General features: G+C 59.9%; 14 protein-coding genes and 1 tRNA gene. 7 read left to right on the top strand and 8 right to left on the bottom strand.

Features of this window, described 5'->3' with window-relative positions; all coding sequences use genetic code 11:
* Nucleotides 1–3: 3 nt before the first annotated feature.
* Together kdsA and GGR43_RS09805 are read left to right on the top strand one after the other, a co-directional pair.
* Entirely contained in the window at nucleotides 4–855 is an 852-nt protein-coding gene (gene kdsA / locus GGR43_RS09810; RefSeq protein ID WP_188071808.1) for a 3-deoxy-8-phosphooctulonate synthase, read from the top strand.
* Nucleotides 852–1,961, top strand: a complete 1,110-nt coding sequence (locus tag GGR43_RS09805; protein WP_188071807.1) for a capsular polysaccharide export protein, LipB/KpsS family — start codon at nucleotides 852–854, stop codon at nucleotides 1,959–1,961. The genes kdsA and GGR43_RS09805 overlap by 4 nt, the downstream gene beginning before the upstream one ends.
* On the opposite strand, the gene GGR43_RS09800 is transcribed toward GGR43_RS09805, so the two are convergent.
* The 3 genes from GGR43_RS09800 to GGR43_RS09790 form a co-directional block, all read right to left on the bottom strand.
* Nucleotides 1,950–3,071, bottom strand: a complete 1,122-nt coding sequence (locus tag GGR43_RS09800; RefSeq protein ID WP_246343499.1) for a glycosyltransferase family 4 protein — start codon at nucleotides 3,069–3,071, stop codon at nucleotides 1,950–1,952. The two genes, GGR43_RS09805 and GGR43_RS09800, sit on opposite strands and share 12 nt — an antisense overlap.
* A gap of 158 nt (nucleotides 3,072–3,229) precedes the next feature.
* Nucleotides 3,230–3,303, bottom strand: a tRNA-Gly gene (locus tag GGR43_RS09795).
* A 109-nt stretch (nucleotides 3,304–3,412) separates the two neighbouring features.
* On the bottom strand, nucleotides 3,413–4,492 hold the full coding sequence (locus GGR43_RS09790) for a Gfo/Idh/MocA family protein (RefSeq protein ID WP_188071805.1): 1,080 nt from the start codon (nucleotides 4,490–4,492) through the stop codon (nucleotides 3,413–3,415).
* A gap of 371 nt (nucleotides 4,493–4,863) precedes the next feature.
* Here GGR43_RS09790 and GGR43_RS09785 point away from each other — a divergent pair, with 371 nt between their 5' ends.
* From GGR43_RS09785 to GGR43_RS09775, 3 genes are read left to right on the top strand one after another with little or no spacing between them, the layout of a single operon-like run.
* Nucleotides 4,864–5,970, top strand: coding sequence for a KpsE/RkpR family capsule polysaccharide export protein (locus tag GGR43_RS09785; protein WP_188071804.1), 1,107 nt, complete (start codon nucleotides 4,864–4,866; stop codon nucleotides 5,968–5,970).
* A gap of 4 nt (nucleotides 5,971–5,974) precedes the next feature.
* A complete protein-coding gene (locus GGR43_RS09780) occupies nucleotides 5,975–6,775 on the top strand; it encodes an ABC transporter permease (protein WP_188071803.1) in 801 nt (266 codons plus the stop codon).
* Nucleotides 6,772–7,428 carry an ABC transporter ATP-binding protein gene (locus GGR43_RS09775; protein ID WP_188071802.1) on the top strand — a complete coding sequence of 219 codons (657 nt, stop codon included), beginning with the start codon at nucleotides 6,772–6,774 and terminating at the stop codon, nucleotides 7,426–7,428. The genes GGR43_RS09780 and GGR43_RS09775 overlap by 4 nt, the downstream gene beginning before the upstream one ends.
* Before the next feature lie 37 nt (nucleotides 7,429–7,465).
* Here GGR43_RS09775 and rfbA read toward each other — a convergent pair whose 3' ends face one another.
* The 5 genes from rfbA to GGR43_RS09750 all read right to left on the bottom strand — a co-directional run bounded on the left by rfbA (nucleotide 7,466) and on the right by GGR43_RS09750 (nucleotide 12,567).
* A complete protein-coding gene (gene rfbA, locus GGR43_RS09770) occupies nucleotides 7,466–8,332 on the bottom strand; it encodes a glucose-1-phosphate thymidylyltransferase RfbA (protein ID WP_188071801.1) in 867 nt (288 codons plus the stop codon).
* Nucleotides 8,333–8,422: 90 nt separating this feature from the next.
* On the bottom strand, nucleotides 8,423–9,481 hold the full coding sequence (rfbB, locus tag GGR43_RS09765) for a dTDP-glucose 4,6-dehydratase (RefSeq protein ID WP_188071954.1): 1,059 nt from the start codon (nucleotides 9,479–9,481) through the stop codon (nucleotides 8,423–8,425).
* A gap of 36 nt (nucleotides 9,482–9,517) precedes the next feature.
* Nucleotides 9,518–10,090: a dTDP-4-dehydrorhamnose 3,5-epimerase gene (rfbC, locus tag GGR43_RS09760; protein WP_188071800.1), complete on the bottom strand. Its 573-nt coding sequence runs from the start codon at nucleotides 10,088–10,090 to the stop codon at nucleotides 9,518–9,520.
* Between the two features lie 128 nt (nucleotides 10,091–10,218).
* Nucleotides 10,219–11,175, bottom strand: coding sequence for a rhamnan synthesis F family protein (locus tag GGR43_RS09755; RefSeq protein ID WP_188071799.1), 957 nt, complete (start codon nucleotides 11,173–11,175; stop codon nucleotides 10,219–10,221).
* A 147-nt stretch (nucleotides 11,176–11,322) separates the two neighbouring features.
* The gene (locus tag GGR43_RS09750; protein WP_188071798.1) at nucleotides 11,323–12,567 is read right to left on the bottom strand and encodes a glycosyltransferase family 61 protein; all 1,245 of its coding nucleotides are present in this window, start codon (nucleotides 12,565–12,567) and stop codon (nucleotides 11,323–11,325) included.
* 432 nt (nucleotides 12,568–12,999) lie between these two features.
* On the opposite strand from GGR43_RS09750, the gene GGR43_RS09745 reads away from it, so the two are divergent.
* Nucleotides 13,000–13,821, top strand: coding sequence for a DUF5672 family protein (locus GGR43_RS09745; protein ID WP_223177384.1), 822 nt, complete (start codon nucleotides 13,000–13,002; stop codon nucleotides 13,819–13,821).
* Entirely contained in the window at nucleotides 13,818–14,882 is a 1,065-nt protein-coding gene (locus tag GGR43_RS09740; RefSeq protein WP_188071796.1) for a glycosyltransferase family 2 protein, read from the top strand. The genes GGR43_RS09745 and GGR43_RS09740 overlap by 4 nt, the downstream gene beginning before the upstream one ends.
* Nucleotides 14,883–14,888: the final 6 nt, after the last annotated feature.

The raw sequence follows: 14,888 nt of genomic DNA, 5'->3' as shown, positions 1-14,888 counted from the left end.
AACATGCATCTGGCGGGGCGAAAAATCGGGCCTGACGAACAGCTTTTCTTCATTTCGGGGCCGTGCGCGATCGAATCGGAGGCGCTCGCCCTGTCGACGGCGGAGACGCTGCGCGGCATCGCCGAGCGGCTGGGCGTGCTGCTGCTCTACAAGAGCAGCTTCGACAAGGCGAACCGCAGCTCCGGCGCCTCCTTTCGCGGCCCCGGCCTGGACGAAGGGCTGCGCATATTGGAGAAGGTGCGCGCGGAAACCGGCCTGCCGGTGCTGACCGACATCCACAGCCCCGAACAGGCGCGCGCGGCGGCCGATGTGGTGGACATGCTCCAGACCCCGGCCTTCCTCGCGCGGCAGACCGACCTGATCGAGGCGGCGGCGGCGAGCGGCAAGCCCGTCAACATCAAGAAGGCGCAGTTCATGGCCCCCGCCGACATGCGGCAGGTCGTCGCCAAGGCGGCGGCGGCGGCGGAGCGCGCGGGGCTGTCGGCCGATTGCGTGACGGTTTGCGAGCGCGGCACCAGCTTCGGCTATAATAATCTGGTCGTCGACATGCGCGGCCTTGCGATCATGGCGGAAACCGGACGGCCCGTGGTGTTCGACGCGACCCATTCGGTGCAATTGCCCGGCGGCCTTGGCGACCGCTCCGGCGGTGAGCGGCGGCATGTGCCGCTGCTCGCGCGCGCGGCGGTCGCGGCGGGGGTGTCGGGCGTGTTCATGGAAACCCACCCCGATCCCGACAAGGCGCTGTCCGACGGGCCCAATGCCTGGCCGCTCGACAAGGCCGAGGCGCTGATGGCGCAGTTGCTGGCGCTGCACCGGCTGCGCATCGACGGCCCCGCCTTCGACCCGGCGGCATGACCGCCCCTCGCCCACGGCGGCTGATCTGCGTCGGCTTCCGACGGTGGAAGCAATATAATCTGGCGCCGATCCTGCGCTCTCAGGCCGACGAGTTGATCTTCGTGCCACATGCGAAGGCGGCGCGGCGCCTCGCCCCCACCCCGGCCGACGCGATCGGCTGGTGGAGTTGCGAGCCGCCAGAGGGCGTTGCCGAACTGGCCGGGACGAGCGGCGCGATGACCATCCGCATCGAGGACGGCTTCCTCCGCTCGGTAGGATTGGGATCGGACCTCATCCCGCCCCTGTCGCTGGTGCTGGACCGCACCGGCATCTATTTCGACCCGCGCCAGCCGTCCGATCTGGAAACCATCCTCGCGACCGCGGACTTTTCGGAGGAGGAACTGGAGCGCGCAAGGGCGGTCCGCGCGTTCATCGTCGAGCACGGACTGACCAAATATAATCTGGAACCGAGGCAGCAACCGGATTGGGCCACGCAGGGGCGCAAGGTAGTGCTGGTGACAGGCCAGGTGGAAGACGACGCCTCGATACGGTTCGGGTGCTCGGACGTGCGGACCAACCATGGATTGCTCCGGGCCGCGCGTGAAGGCGATCCCGACGCCTACATTATCTACAAGCCGCACCCGGACGTGATGTCGGGCAATCGCAACGGCCGAATGACCTTGGCCGACGCGCGGCAATGGGCGGACCATATCGAAACCGATCTCTCCGTCATCAGCTGCATAGAGGCGTGCGACGAGCTGCATTGCATGACGTCGCTCGCCGGATTCGACGCATTGTTACGCGGGAAACGGGTGGTGACCTATGGCCAGCCCTTCTATGTGGGCTGGGGGCTGACAGAGGACCGGGCCGAACGGACGGCGGCGCTCGCGCGGCGGCGGCGCGTCCTTTCCCTCGACCAGATCGTCGCCGGAACCCTGATCCGCTACCCGCTATATTGGTCGCCGGAAACCGGCCGCGTTTCCGATTGCGAGCAGGTCATGCGCAAACTCGCGCAAACGCGCGATTTACTGGAACGAACGGGCGACCTCAGCAAATTACGGTCGGGCTTCCTCCGACGGCAGGGAAGGAAGGCGAAGCTCCTGATAAAGGCCCATTTATCGGCCTGAACCAGCCATTTCCTCCAACCAGGCGTCGATCCGCAGGAAGTGCCCCGGCCAATCCGGCGGCGCGAAACCGGCCATGCGCTCGACCTGTCGCGCCCGGCGCGGGCTGTCGGCGGCGCTGTAATCGAGCACGGCGCGCAGCCAGCCTTCCTCGTCCTGCGGATCGAGATAATCGGGTATGTCCCCGGCCGTCTCGCGAAACACGTCGAGGGCACTGGCGATAACCGGCGTGCCCATGGCCAGCGCCTCGGTCAGCGGCAGCCCCTGCCCTTCGACGAAGCTGGGGAAAAGCAGCGCGCGCGCGTGAGAAAGGCAGGCCAGCAGCTCGCTATCGCCGCATCGACCCAGTTCGATCACATGCGGCCGCAGCGTTTCATCCTCATCCAGCATCCGAAACAGGTCGTCGGCGGCCCAGCCCCTTTGCCCAACGATCACCAGCTTCGGGCTGCCCTCTCCCATCCACGCGACCAACCGGCGCCAGACGGCCAGAAGGGTCTTGTGATTCTTGCGCCCCTCCAGCGTCCCCACGGTAATGAAATAGGGTCCCTCAAACGGCGGCGGCCCAGGCTCCCGCGTAATGGCAAAGGGCTCCACGCCCAGCGGAACGCACAGTGCGGGCGGCAACACCATGCCCCTTTGCGCCGCAAAGTCCGCCAGCGCGGCGAGGCTGTCCCGGCTGTTGGCCACGATTCCCGCGCCGCAGGACAGCATCGTCTCCATGCGAACGGCATGCTTTTCGGCTTCGCCCTCGCGCGCATATTGCGGATGGGTGATCGGGATGAGATCGTGCAGATAATAAAGCGCGCGAACGCCGGTGCGCCTGACCCACGCCCGATGCCCGGCACGATCCAGCCCGGTATGCCCGACATTGAGATAGATCAGCCCATCCGTCTGCCGACCGGTGTGATTGTCCGACGCCACCATCTGCCCCATCGCCAGTCGAACGAGCCGGAAACGGAAATCCCGCGGCGGCTCCAGCAGCAGAGAGAACAGCGCGGCCGACGCCTCGTCATCGAGAATCCTGGTGAAGCCGCCCCGCTGCACGACAGCGTGGGCGCGAGCGCGATAATGGCTGACATAGGCGAGGCAGGCACGATCGATCCCGGTCGGCAACTGCCCGCGCCAGGTCCGCCATATCAGGCGGCTCACATCGAGAAGAAGAGGAGACGGCATCTATGTGCGAGCGATACGATCGGGACGGGCGATGGCCATATTCCCTGTCAAAGCGTTCCCGGCCGACGACAGGACCGCGCGACGACGCCGGTAAAGGCTGGAGCGGGTGAAGGGAATCGAACCCTCGTCGTAAGCTTGGGAAGCTTCTGCTCTACCATTGAGCTACACCCGCGATAGCGCGCATTTCCTTGGTTTTCGCGTTAATGTCAAGGACCATTTCAACAGAGGCAAAGTTGGAATTTCAACTTTGCCTCTATCCTCATGCGCCTTCCTGCCTTCCTTCAGCCGAGCGGAGGAACGTCGAGAAAACCGTTGCCCGCAATGGCCTGCCGCACGGTGATAGCCGCGTTCAGCGCTTCCAGTCCGTCGCGTGCGGTGACTATCGGGGCCGCCGTTCCTCGCGCGACATCGTGGAAATGGTCGATCTGCCGCGCGAAAGCATCGCGCATCGGCTCGACGAGCCGGTTGCGGTCCTCGATCTCGAACAAGGCGCTCCAATCCGGTTCGGGCTGGCTCCATATCTTCAGCCCTGGGAACTCCACCGCACCGCGCTCGAACAGGAAGCGATAGGGATTCTGCCGATTCTGAGGGAAAGTGGGATCGTTTTCGCCGGTGGCCTGTTCCCAGGTCCATGGGGAAGCGGCGCTGTCGCTCAATATGACCGTCCCGATAATCCCTTGCTCGAAACGCAGCAGGACGCCAACCGCCTCCTCGCTGGAATGAACGCGGCGCTTGGGCGCCTGCATCGCGCCAACCGAAGCGATCCGGCCGAACATGGCTTGCAGATAGTCGATCTCATGAATGAGATTGATCATGATCGGCCCACCCGTTGCGCCCGTTCGCCAAGCCGCGCCATAATAGGGATCCGGCTTGTAGACAGACCAGACGCCGCTGAAACCGACGAGCGCGCCAAGACGATCGCTGTGCGCGATCTCCTTCATTTCGGCCAATATCGGATTATACCGGCGATGATGCCCCATCAGGACGGGCACGTCATGCTCCTGCGCGGCAGCAATGATGCGCTGGCCCTGCTCGACGGTCCCCGCGATCGGCTTCTCGACTAGAACGGGAATGCCCGCGCGGATCAGTTCCACGGCGATATCCGCATGCGTCTCGTTCGGGCTGGCAACGATCGCGCCGCCAATTTCTATCGTCCGCACCATCTCCTCGCAGCTGGAGAAATTGGGAATGCCGAGCGCCGCAATGTCGGCCGGCGCGCCGTTCGGGTTGACCGTTGCGGCCACCACCAGCTTCGGGTTTTCGGCAATCAGCCCGATATGCTTACGGCCGATCAATCCGGTCCCGATCACCGCGACCTTCAGCGGCGCCTGCGTCTGCCCGTCATTGGTATCAATTGCCAAAAACCTTCTCCTTCGACTGCAACAATTCGAGCAAGACTGCGATAGGAGGCCCTATATAGCCCGGAGCCTTGCAAATTCCACATCGCAATGAACCGCGCGCGGATCGGTTCCATTCGGGCGGCTCTCCTCATTCGGCGCGAAAGAGCGTCGCTTCATCGCGCGCATGCAGGCTTTGATGCCGGAAAAGCCCTCGGCCAGGCGCACCAAAGAGCCAAGGTCCGCGAACGCCTTGCCCCGCCCCTCGCATCCGTCCGCAAGATCGGCTAATGACGATTCGCGACGTTGATAGCCCCATGTATCGTTCCACAAGAACATAGGTTAATATGTCGCCACGATATATAACAGGAAGATTTGGGAAAGACGAATTCAAAATGCAAAATCTTTTTGCAAAGATCAGAAACGCCAACAAAATCTTCCTTGCGACAGTCATTGCTCCAACGGCGATTGCAATACTTTATTTTGGCTTCATCGCTTCCGATATATATATTTCGGAAGCTGCCTTCGTAGTTCGCCGGCCGGATAAACCATCCGGCTCTCCCTTCGGAAGCCTGCTCAAGACCGCGGGCTTTTCTAATGGCAGTGACGAGATGTATGCCGCCCAGTCCTATGTCCGGTCGCGCGATGCCCTCCGTCAGCTGAACAGGAATGAAGAGTTCAGGAAAGCCTATACGCATAACCTCATTTCCCCGGTCGACCGGTTCAACCCCACCGGTTTCTTCGCTTCTTTCGAGGATCTTTACCAATTTTACCTGAAAAAGATCGCCATCAACTATGACCCGACATCCTCGATAAGCACCCTTACTGTGCGCGCCTATACGAAGGAGGATGCGCACAGGCTCAACGAGCAACTGCTCCAGCTTACCGAAGCGACGGTCAACCGCCTTAACCAGCGCGCCCGCAACGACCTGATCCGGGTGGCCGAGGCGGAGCTTGCCGAGGCCAAGCAAAAAGCCCAGACCGCCGCGCAGGCCCTTGCGCGGTATCGCAACCGGTCGGGCATCATCGACCCGGAGCGGCAGGCCCTGATCCAGATGCAGATGATTTCCAAGCTGCAGGACCAGTTGATTACGACCAACACCCAGTTGAGCCAGTTGCGCAATTTCACGCCCAGCAATCCGCAGATACCGGTGCTGGAAACCACCGTCCAATCGCTGCAGCGGGAAATAGAGCGCCGGACCAAAGAGATTGCCGGCAGCAAGGAATCGCTGTCCGACGTGGCCGTGGAGTATCAGCGGCTCTCCCTCGAGAGCCAGTTTGCCGACAAGCAGATGGCGGCGATGTTCGCATCGCTCGCCGACGCGCGCAGCGAGGCGCGCAAGCAGCAGGCCTATATCGAGCGGATCGCCCAGCCCAGCCTGCCCGACACCGCTGTCGAGCCCAAGAGAATTCGCGGAATTCTGACGACCTTCGTGCTGGGCCTGATCGCATTCGGCATTTTGTCGATGCTGCTTGCCGGCGTGCGCGAACATCGGGATTGATCTGATGTCGGACCAGCCCTCAGGTTTCACATTCCGCTCTTCCGCCCGGATCCAGTGCGATGTCTTGTGGGCGCTGATCCTGCGCGAGATCATGACTCGCTACGGGCGGCACAATATCGGCTTCCTGTGGCTGTTCGTGGAACCGATGATGTTCACGCTGGGGGTCACCGCGCTCTGGACGCTGGCCGGAATGCATCATGGCTCCGACCTGCCGATTACGGCCTTCGCGCTGACCGGCTATTCCGCCGTTCTGCTCTGGCGCAACATGCCGGGCCGCTGCGTTGCCGCCATCGCGCCGAATTCGGTGCTGATGTACCACCGCAACGTGAAGATCATGGACATCTTCCTGTCGCGCCTTCTGCTCGAAGCGGCGGGCGCGACCATCTCCTTCGTAATCCTGGGCATCATCTTCATCATGATCGAGTGGATTCCGCTCCCGGAGGATGTTTTCAAGGTGCTGGGGGGCTGGTTGCTCACCGCCTGGTTCGGCGCGTCACTGGCGATCCTGCTGGGGGCGTGGTCAGAAGTATCGGAAATGGTCGAAAAGATCTGGCACCCCGCCGCTTATCTGCTGTTCCCGATGTCCGGCGCTGCATTCATGGTCGATTCCCTGCCGCCGGAATTTCAGAAGGTCATTCTCTGGCTTCCGATGGTCCATGGAACCGAAATGATCCGGGACGGCTTCTTCGGCAGCCGGGTCACGACGCATTATGACCCGTCCTTCATGGCCCTGGTGTGCATGATATTGACCGTGCTTGCGCTCGCGTTCGAACGGAAGATCAGCCGGGAGTATGTGGTCGAATGATCGTCCTCAACGACGTCCACAAATTCTACCCGACCCGAAGCGGACCGGTTGAGGTATTGAGGGGCGTGAACTTTACCCTCGCCCCCGGTGAGAAAGTCGGCATTCTCGGCCGGAATGGCGCGGGCAAATCGACGATGATCCGCCTCGTCAGCGGTGTCGAGCAACCTTCATCCGGCCTTGTCGAGCGCAGCATGCGCGTATCCTGGCCGCTCGCCTTCACCGGCGCGTTCCAGGGTGCTCTCACCGGCTATGACAATATGCGCTTTATTTGCCGCATCTACGGCGTCGATTTCAGCGACAAGGTCGGCTTCATCGAGGAGTTCACCGAACTGGGACCTTATCTGCGCGAGCCGGTCAAGATTTACTCTTCCGGCATGCGCGCGCGCCTCGCTTTCGCCATTTCGATGATGATCGAGTTCGACTGCTATCTCATCGACGAAGTGGCCGCCGTGGGCGATGCCCGCTTTCAGACCAAGTGCCATGTCGAACTGTTCGAAAGGCGCGGAGACCGGGCGCTGATCATCGTTTCCCACGACGAAAACTATATTCGCGCCCATTGCCAGCGCGCCTGCGTACTGGTCGATGGCATTCTGCACCATTTTTCCGACGTCGAGCAGGCGCTCGATTTTCACGGCTCGCTGATGACGGCCTGAAGCCGGCGCACCCCTTATTCTATCAGAGGTCCGGCATTCACTCGCCCGCGACCTGGCGCAGATAATCGCCATAGGATGATTTGCCATGCAAGGTGGCGAGCCGTTCAAAATCGGCGGCTGTGATGAACCCCTGCCGATAGGCGATTTCTTCCGGGCATGCGATCTTGAAACCCTGCCTCTTTTCCAGGGTGCGGACGAATTCGGCCGCCTCCAGCAGGCTGTCGGGCGTGCCGGTGTCGAGCCAGGCATAGCCGCGCCCCAGCAGTTCCACCGACAACTGGTTCCGGTCGAGATAGGCCTTGTTGACGTCTGTGATCTCCAGTTCACCACGCGCCGACGGTTTCAGATTAGCGGCTATGTCGACCACCTGCTCATCGTAGAAATACAGCCCCGTCACCGCCCAGTGAGAGCGCGGAACGGCCGGTTTCTCCTCGATCGAAACCGCGTGCATCCCGGCATCGAACTCGACCACGCCATATCGTTCCGGGTCGGTCACATGATAGGCGAAGACTGAAGCACCCACAGGCCGGGACATTGCGCTAAGGAGCCGCTCGGTGATCGCGTTTCCGTAGAAAATATTATCGCCGAGGATCAACGCCGACGGGCCGCCGTGCACGAAATCCGCCCCGATGATATAGGCCTGCGCAAGGCCATCAGGACTGGGTTGGCATGCATAGCTGATTTCAATGCCCCACTGCGCCCCGTCGCCGAGCAAAGCCTCGAACAAGGGAAGATCGCGCGGCGTGGAGATGATGAGCACTTCGCGAATGCCCGCCAGCATCAGCGTCGACAGCGGATAATAGATCATCGGCTTGTCGTAGATCGGCATTAGCTGCTTGGACGTCACCGCTGTCATGGGATGCAATCGCGTGCCGGAACCGCCCGCCAGGATGATACCCTTCATGCCTTGACACTCTCCACCTTGTTCGAACCTGCCGGTTCCCTAACGATCTCGGAAAATCGCATCCGCCGATGCCGCGGGGCATCTGGCATGTCAGCCCGCTTTCCGTCCGAGCCGGGCGGTATCATATTTGCGATCGAGGATCGGCTGCCACCAGTCCTTCCGATCGAGATACCAGCGCACGGTCTGGTGGATGCCGTCCTCGAAGCGAACCGCCGGTTCCCAGCCGAATTCGGCGCGGATCTTGCTGGCATCGATGGCATAGCGCTGATCATGGCCTGGCCGATCCGGGACGAACTCGATCTGCGTGGCGTAGGAGGCCCCGTCCGCGCGCGGGCGTAGCGTGTCCAGCGTTGCGCAGATCGTCTGCACCACGTCTATATTCCGCCGTTCCGAATTGCCGCCGATATTGTATGTTTCCCCCGACCTGCCGCTTTCAAACACGGTCGTCAGCGCACGGGCGTGATCCTCCACGAACAGCCAGTCCCGGACGTTGCTGCCGTTGCCATAAACCGGCAGCGCCTCCCCGGCGAGCGCACGAATGATAATCAGCGGGATGAGCTTTTCGGGGAAGTGATAAGGCCCGTAATTGTTGGAGCAGTTGGTGACCAGCACGGGCAGCCCGTAAGTATGATGCCATGCCCGGACGAGATGGTCCGACGCCGCCTTCGACGACGAATAGGGGGAACGCGGATCATAAGGCGTGGTCTCGGTAAAATATCCCTCGTGCCCCAGAGATCCATACACCTCGTCCGTCGAGATATGGTGAAACCGGAAGCGAGCCTTGCGTTCGCCCGGCAAGGCGCTCCAATAATCGAGAGCCTGCTGCAACAGGGTGAAGGTACCGACGATATTGGTATGGATGAACATATCGGGACCGTCGATCGAGCGGTCGACATGGCTCTCGGCGGCGAGATGGGCGATCACGTCCGGCTGGAATTCGGCCAGCAGCCGACCGACCAGGTTCGCATCGGCGATATCGCCCTGGACGAAACGATATCGGGGGTCCTTCTCGACCGGCTCCAGAGACGTCAAGACGCCGGCATAGGTCAGCTTGTCCAGGTTCAGCACTTCGTGCCCCGTCTGACCGATCAGGTGACGAACGAGTGCGGAACCGATGAAACCTGCTCCTCCGGTAACCAGAACGCGCATGGGGATCAAACTCCGACTAACAGATTGCGATGAAGCTCAGTCGCCAATGGCAACGAGCGGGTTGCCATCATAGGGAAAAGGGCTGCTGAACCCGGCAAGGCCAGGCAAAGCTTCGTCCTTGGACGACAGTAACGGACCGGACGACGGAAGCGGCCAGTCTATGCCGAGTTCAGGGCAATCCCACCGCAGGCCGGCTTCGCATTCCGGCGCATAATAGTCGCTTACCTTGTAGGCGACTTCGGTGTCCGGCTCCAGCGTGACGAAGCCATGGCCAAAACCGACCGGAATGAACTGCTGCATGCCGTTTTCGGCGGAAAGCTCGGCAGATACATAGTGTCCGTAGGTAGGCGATCCCGATCGAAGATCGACCGCCACATCGTAGATGCTGCCGCGCAGGCACCACACCAGCTTCGCCTGCGCATGGGGCGGCAGCTGAAAATGGATGCCGCGCAACGTGCCGGGCCGGGCCGAATAGCTCTGATTATCCTGAACGAAATGCAGATCGGCTTCCAGTTGGTCCGCCCAGCGATTTTCGACGAAGTTCTCCCGAAACCAGCCGCGCGGATCGGAAAAGCGGCGGGTCTTGATTAACTTGATCGGGTTGGGCACGCCAGCTCCATCGCTTATTTCGGAGGGCCCGAATATGGGATAAGCCCAATGCGGTCAAGGCGCGCCGTCGGTCGCGCCAGCGACCTTCCCTGGAACGACGCAGAGGCGCGACCGGACGATCGACCGCTTCAAAGACGAACATGAAGGCATCTCCATCGCGACAGCTTCTTCATCCATGCCAGCGGCAACCGAATGATGATTCGCCATTTGTCGAACAGGATTATCTTCAACCGGCTGCCGCGGATCGACCGCATCCGCACGAAGCCAAGGTTGAAATAGACCGGCGGCTCCCGATTTTGGTCGATGATGGCGCGGGAGAGGAAACCTGCCTCCTGATGGCGCCCGATGAGCCGGGCGACAGGAGCATGGTTTTCCCGCAAGAAGCGGAAAAGGAGAGAAATCCTCTCGCGCGATCCGATATATGGATCCCTGAAGCATTTCACCTTCACGAACGGCATGCCACGATCGCGCACGGTGGTCAGCGGAAAGATCGTCAGATTTTCGTTCAGTTTCGAGCGCAAATGGGTCGAGGGCACGAACCCCTTCCCGGCAAGCAACCGGGACAGACCGATTTCATATTTTTCGACGATGTCCTCATATCGGGATTCCTGCCTTATAGTAGTCCAGAATTGCCGAAAATCCGGGTCGGCAATCACCCTTCGCTTGAAAACAATGAAATAGCTCTGGATGTGAAAGGCGATCTCGCGGCTGCCGGTCATGCCCCAGAAGTCGCAGGAGCACGCAGCCATATCGTCGCATATCGCCGCAAGGTCCGTAAAAGGGCCATAGCAACTGTCATTGGCCAGAATGAGCTCGTCGAACTCACCTATCGTCTCCCAGCCCAACCTTTCGATCATCTTCGCCCATGATCCGAAATCATAGCGGCCATGGCGGTGGCCGCCACAAATAGTAGCTATCCCGGCCAGCTTTTCCCGCTCGGCGTCGGCAAGATCATTGTCGCTGAAATAATGGACGTCCGAAAAACGCGACAGCCCTTCGATCAGATGAACGACATAATCGTGAACGACGCCCTTGCTGTCATGCCCTGCAAAAAGACAAATGCGGCGTGTCGGGCGTGCGGGCATGGACAGGTTCCTGGAACAAGACGCGGGAAAGGTCGCATCGCGCAATCATATCGTCATTGGCATATCGTCATCGGCTGTGCGGGAAGCGCGAGACCGCGCCATCTCCGCCCCGCGCCGCACAACCTAAACCTGAATAGTGCGCCAACTCTATGCAAGCTGCGCCAATTGCTCGTAAAAATCGTCGCAATCGATATGATAGTTCTTATGGAACGGATGGTGGCTTGGGCCATCGATCTGCGGCCCCACAATATAGGTGAGATCGTGGCCGAGGACAGACATCAGCTTTGAGAAATAATAATAATTGGCATTTTTATATATGGGGGAGAGGCAGATAATCTTGCATCCCGGCGGCGTGAAGATGAGGTTCGCCATTGAGGCACCTATGGGCGCCACGACCACCTTGGCGGCCCTGAAAAGGGCGATCTGTTCCAGCACCCCCATCTCGCTGGTATTGACGACCTCGAACCCGTGGAGGCTGGCGATTTTCTCCAGATGCGCCTTGCTGGGGAGATCCCTTCCCGTCGAATGCTCATTGACCTTGCGGCTCAGGAATATCTTTTCGCCATAAGGGGAATCCATGAGCTTGCGATCGAGATCGAAATTTCTCACCAGATCGAGCGCCGGCTTGCTGAACCTGTACACATCCGACGGCGTCGCCTGCATTTCCTTGCCCTCAACGAACCATCGATACTCCGGCGGCGCATAGGCCGTCGGCGATACATCGAAAAGATGATGCACAAAGGCGGGATGGTTTCTGCCGACACGGATTATTTCCCGGCGCTCGCGATTGAAGATTTTCACGAGCTTGATATGATTGGGATGCAGCCAGCCATCGTCGAGTAAGATCGGCGCGCTTTTGGAAATCCCCGCATTATCGAAGATCAACAGCCTTGGCAGGACTTCGCACAGGAAATGCGCATAATTCCCGGCGCATTGCCCGTGCAGAGACAGGGCTTCCGACATACGCACGGGCTGGCCGCTGAAGCGGTAGGCCATTTTCTTGCTGCGCGGATCGATCAGGATATCGTTGAACCGTTCGGCCATGCATACGTCGACCGAAGGATCGAAAAAGGAATGATGGCCGGCGACATCCCCCTTCAGGATGATATTGCTGGCAGGAACGGGGATCGCCTCATAGATGTGATTCACCCTGATTTCAGGCTCTTCCACCGTAATGTTCTTTGGTATGTATTTGTTATATAATTTAATGAATTCCTCATCACCGGAAAATTTATTTTGTTTGACCTTGTTTATTTTCTTTTCCGAAAATTTACTGATGGTCTTATAATCCGGCATATTGTCAAATGGCGTCAATGTCGCGGTCTTTGCGTCCGAAAATGCCCCCGAAAAAATAATATTTTCTTTTTCTGTACGATGACGTATCTTGAACATTCAAACTTTACCTTCTGATCGAGATATCAATATATGATTTTCAAAGAATCGGACATAGAACAGATCATCAGACGATCGGACGCGAAATAGTCGAATCTTCACGTCGCCCCTATTGAACAGGGCGACGGTGGAAAAGATCGCTTCGGTGGATGACCGCATCCAGCCCTGTTCGTCGGCATTGAATGTCTCCCTTTGAATCGCAGAAAAGCAGTTTCGAACGGCTCATTACCCGATTTGGATGGAGTGGACTAGCAATCTTGACAAACTTGCGGACTGCTATCAACTGCTCAGGCGGCTCGACCAGAGGGCGTTTTTCGGAGATATGCCTACCCGCTGGCCGGAACGTCTTGAAACCACGACTATATCCAACCATGGCCCAAGCTCCTCGATCACCATGGCCGGCATCGCTGCAAATCAGGAATATGAGATTAAGTGCTTGAATTACCTGATATAATGCTATGCGCGGTATCAAGTGTCGCGATTGAGCAGACGGTTGCCGCGTTGGAACGCTCCTGCCGCAACATCGTTTTCGGTGATGTCGCGCTTCTTTCCGACATTGAACCGCAACTGGCGCCAAGGTCGGCCATACGCTGGCAACCGATCGCCCCCTTGCGCAGCAAGGAAGCCTATTCCCATTTCATGATCAAGGAACTGAACCGTCATGCCACCCGGCCCTTCGTCCTGGTGGTCCAATGGGACGGCTATGTGCTCGATCATCGACGCTGGAACCCGGCTTTCCTCGACTTCGACTATATCGGCGCACCGTGGCCCCAATTCGACGACGGCATGACGGTAGGAAATGGCGGCTTTTCCCTTCGTTCCCGCAGGCTGCTCGACATAGTCGCGAGCGATGGCTATCCTCCCCTGCACCCGGAAGACACCGCCATTTGCAGGACCTGGCGCAGTCAACTGGAACAACGGCACGGCATTTGCTTCGCCGATCCCGCCCTTGCCAATGCCTTTTCCAGCGAGCGGTCGGGCAATCCGCGCGAAAGCTTCGGATTCCATGGACTGTTCAACCTGCCGGATACGCTCCCCGTTGAGGAGTTGAAGGAGATGGTCGCCGCGATGCCGGCAAGCACGTTGCACGGTATCGACGGCGCCGATCTCATCCTGCGGCTGGCTCTCAGGGGACACAGGGCCTATGCGTGGAAACTATTGGCCCGTCGTCTGCGTTCGGCCCCGATGACGTGGAAACAAGCCAGGCTTTTTTCGGCCCTCGCGCGCAACAGCCTGCTCCCTAAAGAGGCTTGACCCATGAAACCCTGCGTCCGCCTGCCATGACAAGCCTACCCGTCGAAGCGCCTCAGGTCGCGGTCCTCATCCTCACGCATAATCATGAAAATTATATCGGGGCCTGCATCGAAAGCATAGTGCGTTCGGCGCTGAAGCGGTATCATATCTGGGTGCTCGACGGCGGATCGACGGATGCCACGCCCGATGTGGTAGCGGACATCGCGCGGAAAACCGGCAACATCACACTTCTGCGCCAGCCGCCGAATGGCGGAAGGACCTCCGATTATTCCCAGCGCCTGATCGATGAATCGACCGGCGACTATCTTGTGCTGATGTCCGGCGATGATCTTTTCGGCCCTACCGACGGAATCGAGCGCGCCATCGCGGCTTTGGAAACGACCCCCGGCCTCGCGCTTGTGATCCCGCGCATGGTCTATCTGATGCAGGACCCCGCGCGCACGGCGCCACCCTGTCATGAGGCCGGCCTGTTGACGGCGCTGCGAAGCGGCGATGCGGACATGGTGCTCCGGCAGCATCTCTATCGCACGGTTTCGCGGATATTCCTGCAAGCCATGGTTCTCCGGCGCAGCGACGTGGACGCATTTGGCGGGTTCGACACGGAGATGCTGGCCGACGATTTTGCCTTCGTCCTGCGCCTGTTCCGCTACCTGAGCGAAACCGGCCGTGCCTTCCGCTTCGATGAGAGCAGCATCTGGCTGTACCGGGTCCATGCGAGCAATGTGCATCGAGATCCCGTAAGGCAATTCACCCTCATCGCGGAGGTCGTGGCGCGATATGTGCCCGCGGATGCCCGCAGGCATTTCCACTGGGATGCGGTGGTCATCGAAAATCATGCACAGCTGGCCGCAATTCAAGCCAAGGCCTTCGATTTGTTGGGAAAGGCGGGCGCAATGCGGGCCCTGCGACCGACGATGCGCCCAACGGCGCGGGCCGCAGCGCGGCGCGGCGATGTGCGGTTGATTTGCAGACTCTTATTGGGCAAAGGTGTGCCCCTGTTGCAGAGGGTGACTGCCGCGCGATACTTGCCGAAGGCAATGGCGCGCGGTTTGATGAAGTGAAAGGGG

The organism is Sphingobium jiangsuense (assembly GCF_014196495.1).
In the GTDB taxonomy this organism is placed as follows: Bacteria; Pseudomonadota; Alphaproteobacteria; order Sphingomonadales; family Sphingomonadaceae; genus Sphingobium; species Sphingobium jiangsuense.
This window is presented reverse-complemented; position numbering and strand designations above follow the sequence as displayed.